We start from the raw sequence: 9,419 nt of genomic DNA, 5'->3' as shown, positions 1-9,419 counted from the left end.
CATCGGCTGGGGCTGGTTCTATCTCTCCACCATTCTGGACGACTTCTCCCGCTACATCATCGCCTGGAAGCTATGCACGACCATGAGGGTGGAGGACGTCACCGACACGCTGAACCTGGCGCTCACGGCATCGGGCTGCGATCGGGCGACAGTATATCGGCGGCCGCGGCTGCTCTCCGACAACGGCCCGTGCTACGTCGCCGGCGGCCTGGCCGACTGGCTCTCGGATCAAAACATCGAGCACACCCGCGGCGCGCCCAGCCATCCGCAGACCCAGGGCAAGATCGAGCGCTGGCATCAGACGCTGAAGAACCGCATTCTGCTCGAAAACTACTTCCTGCCGGGCGATCTCGACAGGCAGATCGCCGCCTTCGTCGAGCACTACAATCACCGGCGCTACCACGAGAGCCTCGACAATCTCACCCCGGCCGACGTCTACTGCGGACGCGGCCAGACCATCCTGTTGCAACGAGAAAGGATCAAGCGAAAGACCATCGAACAACGGCGCTTGCGACACCGCAGAGACGCCGCTTAAAATGACAACCGAGATGCGCCAGAGCCTCCGCTAAATCAGAGCGCCAGTTGTCTCAAATTCCCTGACGACGGACAGTTGCAGGCGCCGTCAATGTGCGGGGAAATGAGCGCTTACGATTCACCTGGCAAAAAGCTCAAGATCAATGACAAGGCGTTGGCCGCTGGAAACGAATCTGCTGATCAACAGGACAGATTCCCGTGTTCAGTCTCGTCGGCAGCGCCATCGACTCATGGAAGAAGGATTACAATCATCACCGACCACATTCCGCCCTCGGCAACAATGACGCGGGGGAGAGTTCGTGATGAAATCCACGCTGGAAAAACGGGCCACATGAGTCCAGAATGAAACCCAGGATTCTCGCTCAAACCGGAGGAGATGAGGTTCTCAGGTCACTTCCTCTACGCAGCGGCCGTGATGATCCTCGCCCGGCGCATCTACTCTGCCGGTCATCTGCCGGCGTTTTCTGCGCTTCCGGTGCTCACGGACCCGAATGTCCGCTGCGCTCCAGTTCTCAAAAACACCGTCGTATGACTCACCATAGCGAGTTTCCAAACAGACACTTAGTGAGATAGTCTCTCATGACGGAAGCGCTCGGTCCGCAAAGCCGACTGAGCCTGGGATGCGAGGTAGCACTCGATGCTTTCTTTAAGGCGACGTCGAGAGATCGAGATCAAGCCCTCTTTGAAGCTGCGAAGTACGACAGGCTGGGAACGAGATAGCCGCTTAGTCGCAATAATGTTCGTTGATATAACGAACTCGACTGCCCGCGTTTGTACCTATGACGGGCCGCAGGCAATTGCGCTCGCTATGAAGAATATTCAACAGACTCTTAGGGAGAGTGGCGGAGAAATTTTTAGTGTTGCCGGGGATGGGCTCGGCGCCTTTTTCCCGAGCCCCTCGGTCGCATGTCGCGCAGCGCTTTCTCTCGGCGCGTGGCGGACGGGACTTGATGGTTCAAATCTGGGTATCGACTATCGTATAGGGATCCATGTCGGCGAGGTGAAAGAAATAGAAGGCGGCTTTTACGGAGCCTCTATCCACGTAGCAGCGCGGTTGGAGCAGGCTACTTCGCCAAATTCCGTCTTGATCTCGTCCGCAATTGCGGAAGCAATTAGAAGTGATCCCACGTTCCGGATGACATCAATCGGTCCCCACCTCTTAAGGGGCTTCGAGCAGGCGGTAGAACTCTACATTCTCCACGACCCGTCCAATCGACCTGCAAACAAACTTGTGAGGGAACTGCGATCTCGGCTAGCGCAAGTTTCACAGCCTATCACGCCTACCATCGCTGTATTGCCATTCGAAATACTCGCCGCTGAAGAGCGGTGGCGCCTATTTGCTGGAGCGTTCACAAACGAATTAACATCCCTTCTGTCCCGGTTTCGGATGCTTAGTGTCATCGCAAGTGACTCATCCAAGCGGTTTGGGTCCGGGGAAATCGGCTATAACGAAGCGGGCCGATCACTCGGGTCTCGCTTTCTGGTTCAAGGGTCCATCCAGGCTGATTCAGATCGGTTGAAACTTTTCGCGCAGCTTGTCGACACAGCTAGCAGTAAAGTCATCTGGAGTGAGAAATATGACCGGGTGGTCGGGGACCTATTCACTCTCCAGGACGAACTTTGCGAATGTATTGCGGCGCGACTGGCTGTTCGGGTGGAAACAGCAGAACTGGAGAGAATCCGAAGCCAGCGGCCAGACTCACTCCAGACCTATGAACTTCTCCTCCGGGGGCACGAGCATTACTACTTGCACGATAAAAAGAGCAACAAAATTGCCCGCCAGTTTTACAAACGAGCGACGGCTCGCGACCCGTCGTTTGCGCGAGCTTATGCTTTTCTTTCAAAGACCTTTAATCTTGAGTGGCGCTATCGCTGGTCACTCGATCCTGGAACTTCTCTAGCGAAAGCTCGCGAGTTGGCAGTACAGGCGATTCGAATTGATGGGTATGAGCCCCGCGGTCACTCTGAGCTTGGCTTTGCCGAACTGTACGGGGGCAATATCGCTGGCTCAATTGCAAGCTACGAACGTGCCTTGGAACTCAATCCAAACGACGCAGACGTAATTGCAGAATATGGTGACTCTCTAACTTACGACGGGCGTCCGCAAGAAGCTTTGATGCAATTCGCAACCGCTAAACGTCTTAACCCTGTTGAACCAGACTGGTATAAATGGTGCGAAGGTGGAGCACTGTTTCAATCGGGGCGGTATAGGGAAGCAGTTGGAGTGCTGCAAAATATGAGGGACCCTTCCGAGGCCGCCCGGCTTCTCGCCGCCTCCTATGCCTATCTGGACGACCAGGCGAGGGCTCGTTCATGGGCTTCAAGTGTGAAGCAGAAGCACCCACAGTTTTCAGTTGACTACTGGGCAGAAACTCAGCCGTTTCGCAAGATGGAAGATCTCGACCATTTTACTAAGGGTCTCCGTCTTGCTGGACTGAATTAAACTGGCGCCTTACCTGCTCGACAATCAGGCTCAGTTCGCCTTTGCGCAGTAGAGCGCTTAGAATGCCCCAGGAAAGCAGCGGTGCGTACCTAGACTTTGCAGCTGCAAGGTGAAAATCATTCGTGATAAGTGATACATAGTCCGAATGCGTGAGACCTAAACTGTCGATCCACCTCTGCACATCCGATGCACGTGTGAGCCCTGATTTCCGACGAAAGGCAAGCGCCGCCTCATTGAAGTCACTTGCTTCCACGCGCGATCCACAAGAGAAGGCTTCCCTATCAGCGAGTATAATCGCGATAGCTTCGCGCTCAATATCTTCGTACCGGTGCGTCTCAACCAAGAATGATAAGATCCCGGTTAACTCCAGGTTGGATATCCCAAGGGCTGCTAAATCACACTCTCGCGTTAGCCGATCCCAAAAAATAGTCCACTCGAATCGGAATGTCGGCTCTATTGGAGGGATGCCATCCATCCGGGCTAGATGTCGCAGAAGTCCGACGGCGTCCTGCGCTTTGATTGATACCATATTGGATCGAATCCAAGAGAGCAGTTGCTTCTGATGGGCATAGGACAGGGACGAGGCTCCAACGGCAACGTCATAGGTGCGCATTCGGTAGTTCGTCTTCGCGGAAGCCGACAGCAAATCCTCCATCTCAGTAACACCGATGACCCTCGCTTTTTCAGCGTTGTAAAACGTGGCCCACATATCCACTAGGGAACTTGTAAGTGGATGGTACCCAAGCTCAGACGGCCCGTGTAGTACAGCTACTGCATCATCCCGATCTAAAGTCCCGTCTTCATACTGGTGAAAAACCTCGCCGAAACCAACCATTCCGAAGGCGGTGAGTTCAGCAGCGCGGAGAGCGCCCATGCTTGCCGCGCCAAAAACAGGTATCTTGTTCGAAAGTGCCCAAAGTATCTCCTTGTGAAAGACCGAAGCTTCATTTTCAAAAACTCCGTCTATCAAAACTATGGCATCCGGTTCTTCTTTGGTTGCCAAATAGATATCGCCGCGGCTGGCTGGCCCTCGATAGTCTGCCAACAAGAGTGCGTTGGCCGCCCCTCTCTCCAGAGTCGGCCCAAGGAACACAACTATGTGAAGGTCATTGCTTTTCACAGTTTGCTGTCTTGTACCCCGTAATTGAACTCAAACCGACGGACTGGCCAGTCCAGGAACGATCACCTTTACTACACAAAATGGTGCGTCTCGAGGAGAAAGGTCGGCGACAAGAACGGACCGACGATTAGCCTTGCGAAGGCGGCCAAGCACCCACCGCAGATCCTCTTCAATAAGTTCTGACACTGCGCTCTCAATGCCATTAATGCTTTTTGAGGCAATTTTCTCTTCATCATTCCCCTCCCGCGGGACTGATGATGCAAACTCTCTCCCGGTAAGATCATCCCGGAGGCCTACTATTCGGGCCATTCGCGATTGCACAGCTTCAGTGATGGCCCGCACGCAAGCCCAATTGCGATCCGGATGGCAACCGAATCCTCCCGCAGGGCGTTCAGTAATTAAAGACCCTTCTCCGGCACCTGATATTTGCGCAAAAAGCACTGGCACACCAACATCGGTGGTAATGTCTTCAAGTTGAAGCGTGCACCCGCTTCCTAGAATGCGGTCGACCAGCGTCGAAGTCATAGGACATGCAATTGTATCAATATCGACCGCAGTGCGCTTGGCGGTGAATTTGGACTGCCATCTGGCGTATGCGTCGCGTTCAATAACTTCACACAGACCGTGCACAAGTGCCTCGGCCAAACAGTTCCCCGAAGCAAGTCCTGTAGACGTCATCGGAAAGAAGCCGGTCCCCTGCGGCAGAGGCAAAGTGAAATCGGTATGAATCATCTCAAAAGGTACGAGCACATTCGTGTCTCGACAAATATCCGTGACCCAAGTCCAGAGAATCGGGAGTTCTGGATCGAAATCCCGTCCTCGACGATGAGGGAGAAGTGCTACGTCGATGGCGTTATCTGGACTCAAGTCGCAGTACCTGCCTAGGCGAAGCGGCAGGCGGGTATGTTCGGCGCAATATAGTTCAACCGCTTCCATCAGAGCTGATGCCTTGGCCGAAGCCTCATCCGTCCCTTTGCCGTGGGCGACAGAAAGAGATCTTGAATTTGGCCGAATCGCAGTGAAAACTGGAATTCCAAGGCTATCCAGCCCGGTGACATTAGCCAAACGTGTCACGCCGACTACCCCACGTAAGGGCAGGACTCTGTCAAGTGTTTCCGCTGACCTGAGGGATCGATGAGTTTGTCGCTTGAAAGTCCGACCCTGAAGTACGCTACAGCCCATGAAGGTCGTCGCCGCGATAAGCAAAATTATCCATCATCTACCATCATCGCGAGATACGTATGGCCCGAAGTCGGGGGAATGGTCGGCATGAGAGATCCTAACTGGGGATCTATGACCCTTAGTCTCTCAGAAGCATCTCCAGGTACATCATCAATATATAAGGCCGATGATTGCTTTTTCTTGCTATGCCGTGAAATCTTTCTGACAATTCTATGAAGCTTTGTCTGGTCCGCCACTAATGCGGTCACTTCGAAGTAAACGAGCCACTCAGATCGAATAAAAAATATTCGATCGTCGCCTACGGTCAGAAAATAACCTTCCGCATTAGGATTTGCCTGGGCTGCTGATATGGGGCCCGATGCTGACAAGAATGCCGCACTTCCCAGCATCACATCTCTACGGGACAGGGGCAGCTGACTTCTTTCCGGGCGGGGCAACAAAGGGTCAACCGTCGGCGTCTCGCGTTGTGACATCTTGCGCACCTCCCTACTGACAACCTGCCGCGACATAGTTCAACGTCGACTGGGTTTCCGCATCAAACATTGGCCCATAAAGGCGCGGCTCGTTTCCACCAAAAGAACTGGCATACCACGCCGTTACCGAGACCACCGTCGGGCTAGGCGTATCCACAATCCAAGCTCCGCCACTTTGGCCGCGCCAGTAGTCCTCGTTCAACGCTAACGCCGGCTTAAATGAGTAAAGATGTTGAAATAAGTGGTCATTTGGATGATCTCTTCCAACTGAGTTAGAGTTAGGCGCCGTTGGTAGAGAGTTGGCATCTTTTTCATAGCCTAGCGTGAAGACCTCCTTATTTGTCAGTTGGTCAGATATCGGTAAAATGTCACCTGTGCCGGCCTTGCTGTCAGTATCGAGTAGAATGAAAGCATAGTCGAATCTCATTCGAAAATATGTAGTTTCTGCAGATAAAGTCCATTTGTCCGGATACTTATGGCACGCGGGAGCGGTCCCCTCAGAGATGGTTATCGGGTCTCCGTAGTAATTTATCTGGTAAAATTGATAATCCGTATTTAGTCTGCCGTTTCCGAACTCGTCAATACAATGAGCTGCAGTCAGCAGAACCCGTGGCAATACAAACTGCGCCGTGCACCAATGTTTTTGGCCATCCTCGATCCTTGTGAACTTTAGATAGCCTATATGCTTATAATTGGGATCTATGGCCTTCGGGATTACAACTTCACCCTGTCTAGGATCTTTTCCAAAAAATGGGGGCTCTAAAGTTTGCGTCATGGCAGATGTGGAGCTTAGGGCTCCAACGCCTAAGGCGAGAGTTGATATCAACCAGCCACTATAGAACATGATCGCCCCCTCACCTTGCGCAAAATAGCGATGCCACCACATACACTAACAAATTGCAGGTACGATTGGAAGGTATCCATCCGGCGTATCGCGCCTTGTCTGGACTGAACGACGGTCGTGTCCCATGAGGCTCCCTAATTGCCTTCGCCAAAGGGCTCCCTTCTCCTCGTTGGTGCAGCGCCTGCCGGGCTCAGGGTTCTCTCCGGGGGGTCGATCGCAAGGATCGCCGCATGTTTGCGTTGGAACGGGGTGGGGCGAAGTGGTGTTCGCGGTTCCGTAGGACCGCATGCGTGGGAGCGACCTCATCCGCAGCGTCCTGGCAAGGGCGCATATCGGGAACTGGAGTTGATCGGGAATCGAAAGTTCCCTGTCAGGCTGCAGCGACGGCGTGGCAGAACGGCTCATTCGTCTCCACATGGCGTGGAGGATGACGGCAAGCTTGCGCGCCACCGCGATCTTCGCCTTCTTGAAGCCGGCGCCCTTGGCAATCCGCGGGCCCTAGGCCTTCAGGGAAGAGAAGCCAATCTTGTCGCGTCAGGATGACGTTGGCCGCTTCATAGAGATGGGTCCGCGTCAGCTTGTCGCCGCGCTTGGAGATGCGGCCGTTTCGGCTGATTTCGCCGGATTCGTAGCGCACACAAGAAGTTGCGAGAGATCGCAATCACAGTAAGCGCCAAGCAGGCCCCGTGTTTCGCGGACCGATGAAGGACGCGACACTCTCGTGATGATTCTCACGGGAGGTTTGTTTGCAGTCTGCACCCAAGTCCAGACCTGGAACATTTACAGTCATCGAGGCGGTTCCCGATCGTCTCGACGCGAGCCCGGCGGTGCCGCGCCGTCGCTGGTCGGGTGAAGCAAAGGCGCGGATTCTGGAAGAGGCGATGACGCCGGGCGCGAATGTCTCGGCGGTAGCGCGATCGCACCAAGTAAGCCCGCAGCAGGTGTTTGCCTGGCGGCGGAAGGCGATCCGCTCCGGCGCCATCGCGATCCTGTCGGCAAAGCCGGAGATCCAGACGCAGAGCTTCGCGCCAGTGGAAGTGGCGCCTGGGGATGGCGATCGTGCGGGCGGTCTGGAGATCGTCATTGGCGATGCGACGATCCGCGTGGGCAGCGGTATAGCAGCGACCCTTCTGGTCGAGGCGATCCGTGCGTTGCGATCGGCATGATCCCTACCGGAGCCAAGGTCTATGTGGCGACGCGGCCGGTCGACTTCAGAAAAGGTCCGGACGGTCTGGCAGCGCTGGTGCGCGACACAGGCGCTGATCCGTTCTCCGGCGCTCTTTACGTGTTTCGAGCCAAGCGTGCGGACCGCGTGAAGATCGTATGGTGGGACGGATCGGGTCTATGCCTGTTCGCCAAGCGGCTGGACGAGGACAAGTTCCGCTGGCCAAGGGTGGAGAATGGGGTGATCCGGCTTGCCGCGCCGCAATTGATGGCGCTCGTTGAAGGCATGGATTGGACGCGTGTTCGGGCCGAGCGGAGGCGACGCCCGACATCTGCGGGATAGGCCGTGGCGAAGTGACTCAGGCGGCACAAAAGCAGTCCCGGAAGCGGGTCGAATATGCTTCTGTTGGCCTATGACGAATAGCGCTTCGGCCCTTCCCGACGACGTCGACACGCTCAAGGCGATGCTCGTCGCCATGGCGTCGGAAAAGGCCGAACTGCAGACCGAGGCGGGACAACTCCGGGGCGAAACGGCGGAACTCAAGGCCGAGATCGTCCGGATGGCGACGCTCAACGAGCGCGCCGAAGAGCGGATCGCCAATCTTCATGTGATCATCAAGCAGTTGGAGCGCGCCCGCTTCGGCCGTAGTTCCGAGAAGCTCGATGCCGACCAGCAGGCCTTCGCCTTCGACGAGGTCCAGACCGGGCTTGGCATGCTCGAGGCCGAACTCGAGGCGGCCAGGCCGACAGGCGAGCGAAGACAGCGCGAAGCACGCCCTCGCAAGGCGTTCCCGGCGCATCTGGAGCGCGTGGAGATCGTCATCGAACCCGAGGCTGTCGCCTGCGCCTGCGGCGCCTGCCGGCCGGTCAGGATCGGCGAAGACGTGTCGGAGCGCCTCGACGTGACGCCGGCGAGGTTCCGGGTGATCGTCACCCGTCGCCCCAAATATGGCTGTGCCCAGTGCAAGGAGGGTGTCAGCCAGGCGCCGGCGCCGGGTCACCTCGTCGAAGCCGGCGTGCCGAGCGAAGCGCTGCTCGCCCATGTCGCCGTCTCCAAATATGCCGATGGCCTGCCGCTCTATCGCCAGGAGGGCATCTATGCCCGCGACGGCGTCGAGATCAGCCGCAACTCCATGGCCAACTGGATGGGCCATGTCGGCTTCCATCTCGCCCCGCTCGCCGACCGTATCCTGGCGCTGATCAAGGAGGGCGCGCGGGTCTATGCCGACGAGACGACGCTGCCGACATTGTCGCCGGGCTCCGGCAAGACGAAGACGGCCTGGCTATGGACCTATGCGCGGGACGATCGAACCTTCGGCGGCACGGCGCCGCCCATGGTCGCCTACCGCTTCGAGGATAGCCGCGGTGGCGAGAGCGTGGAGCGCCATCTCTGCGGCTACACCGGATTGCTCCAGGTCGACGGATGGGGCGCCTATAACCGGCTCGCGGAAGCGAAGCGCGCGGGTGGTCCGCTGACGCTGGCGGCCTGCTGGGCGCATCTCAGACGCAAGTTCTATGAATTGCACGTGTCCGGCGTCTCGCATGTGGCGAGCGAAACCGTCGAGCGGATGGCCGAGCTGTGGGCGGTCGAGGAAGAAATCCGCGGCCAGGACCCCGACGTCCGCCGGGCCGCACGCCAGAAGCAGTCTGCCGCCATCG

General features: G+C 56.5%; 11 protein-coding genes. 6 read left to right on the top strand and 5 right to left on the bottom strand.

Annotated features, from left to right (window positions below):
- The 3 genes from G6N73_RS33030 to G6N73_RS33020 form a co-directional block, all read left to right on the top strand.
- Positions 1-535: integrase core domain-containing protein (locus G6N73_RS33030; protein ID WP_165034127.1), on the top strand; the 535-nt coding region annotated here is incomplete at its 5' end.
- Positions 536-732: 197 nt separating this feature from the next.
- Complete coding sequence (locus tag G6N73_RS38910; RefSeq protein ID WP_165034126.1) at positions 733-837, top strand: integrase core domain-containing protein; 105 nt, start codon at positions 733-735, stop codon at positions 835-837.
- Positions 838-1,171: 334 nt separating this feature from the next.
- Positions 1,172-2,977 carry an adenylate/guanylate cyclase domain-containing protein gene (locus tag G6N73_RS33020; RefSeq protein ID WP_281353014.1) on the top strand — a complete coding sequence of 602 codons (1,806 nt, stop codon included), beginning with the start codon at positions 1,172-1,174 and terminating at the stop codon, positions 2,975-2,977.
- On the opposite strand, the gene G6N73_RS33015 is transcribed toward G6N73_RS33020, so the two are convergent.
- The 5 genes from G6N73_RS33015 to G6N73_RS32995 all read right to left on the bottom strand — a co-directional run bounded on the left by G6N73_RS33015 (position 2,946) and on the right by G6N73_RS32995 (position 7,233).
- Complete coding sequence (locus G6N73_RS33015) at positions 2,946-4,097, bottom strand: TfuA-like protein (protein ID WP_165034124.1); 1,152 nt, start codon at positions 4,095-4,097, stop codon at positions 2,946-2,948. The genes G6N73_RS33020 and G6N73_RS33015 overlap by 32 nt on opposite strands.
- Positions 4,098-4,127: 30 nt before the next feature.
- A complete protein-coding gene (locus tag G6N73_RS33010; protein WP_281353015.1) occupies positions 4,128-5,279 on the bottom strand; it encodes a YcaO-like family protein in 1,152 nt (383 codons plus the stop codon).
- A 26-nt stretch (positions 5,280-5,305) separates the two neighbouring features.
- Complete coding sequence (locus G6N73_RS33005; RefSeq protein ID WP_165034122.1) at positions 5,306-5,752, bottom strand: hypothetical protein; 447 nt, start codon at positions 5,750-5,752, stop codon at positions 5,306-5,308.
- A 13-nt stretch (positions 5,753-5,765) separates the two neighbouring features.
- The gene (locus G6N73_RS33000) at positions 5,766-6,596 is read right to left on the bottom strand and encodes a trypsin-like serine protease (protein WP_165034121.1); all 831 of its coding nucleotides are present in this window, start codon (positions 6,594-6,596) and stop codon (positions 5,766-5,768) included.
- A gap of 370 nt (positions 6,597-6,966) precedes the next feature.
- A complete protein-coding gene (locus tag G6N73_RS32995; protein WP_206079224.1) occupies positions 6,967-7,233 on the bottom strand; it encodes a transposase in 267 nt (88 codons plus the stop codon).
- 109 nt (positions 7,234-7,342) lie between these two features.
- Here G6N73_RS32995 and tnpA point away from each other — a divergent pair, with 109 nt between their 5' ends.
- The 3 genes from tnpA to tnpC form a co-directional block, all read left to right on the top strand.
- Positions 7,343-7,762, top strand: a complete 420-nt coding sequence (gene tnpA, locus G6N73_RS32990; protein ID WP_165034120.1) for an IS66-like element accessory protein TnpA — start codon at positions 7,343-7,345, stop codon at positions 7,760-7,762.
- Positions 7,759-8,103: an IS66 family insertion sequence element accessory protein TnpB gene (tnpB, locus tag G6N73_RS32985; protein WP_206079223.1), complete on the top strand. Its 345-nt coding sequence runs from the start codon at positions 7,759-7,761 to the stop codon at positions 8,101-8,103. Before tnpA ends, tnpB begins: the two co-directional genes overlap by 4 nt.
- A 70-nt stretch (positions 8,104-8,173) precedes the next feature.
- A partial coding sequence (gene tnpC, locus G6N73_RS32980) for an IS66 family transposase (protein ID WP_165034119.1) occupies positions 8,174-9,419 on the top strand: 1,246 nt, incomplete at its 3' end.

The sequence above is a fragment of the Allomesorhizobium camelthorni genome, assembly GCF_011045125.1.
Lineage (GTDB): Bacteria > Pseudomonadota > Alphaproteobacteria > Rhizobiales > Rhizobiaceae > Allomesorhizobium > Allomesorhizobium camelthorni.
This window is presented reverse-complemented; position numbering and strand designations above follow the sequence as displayed.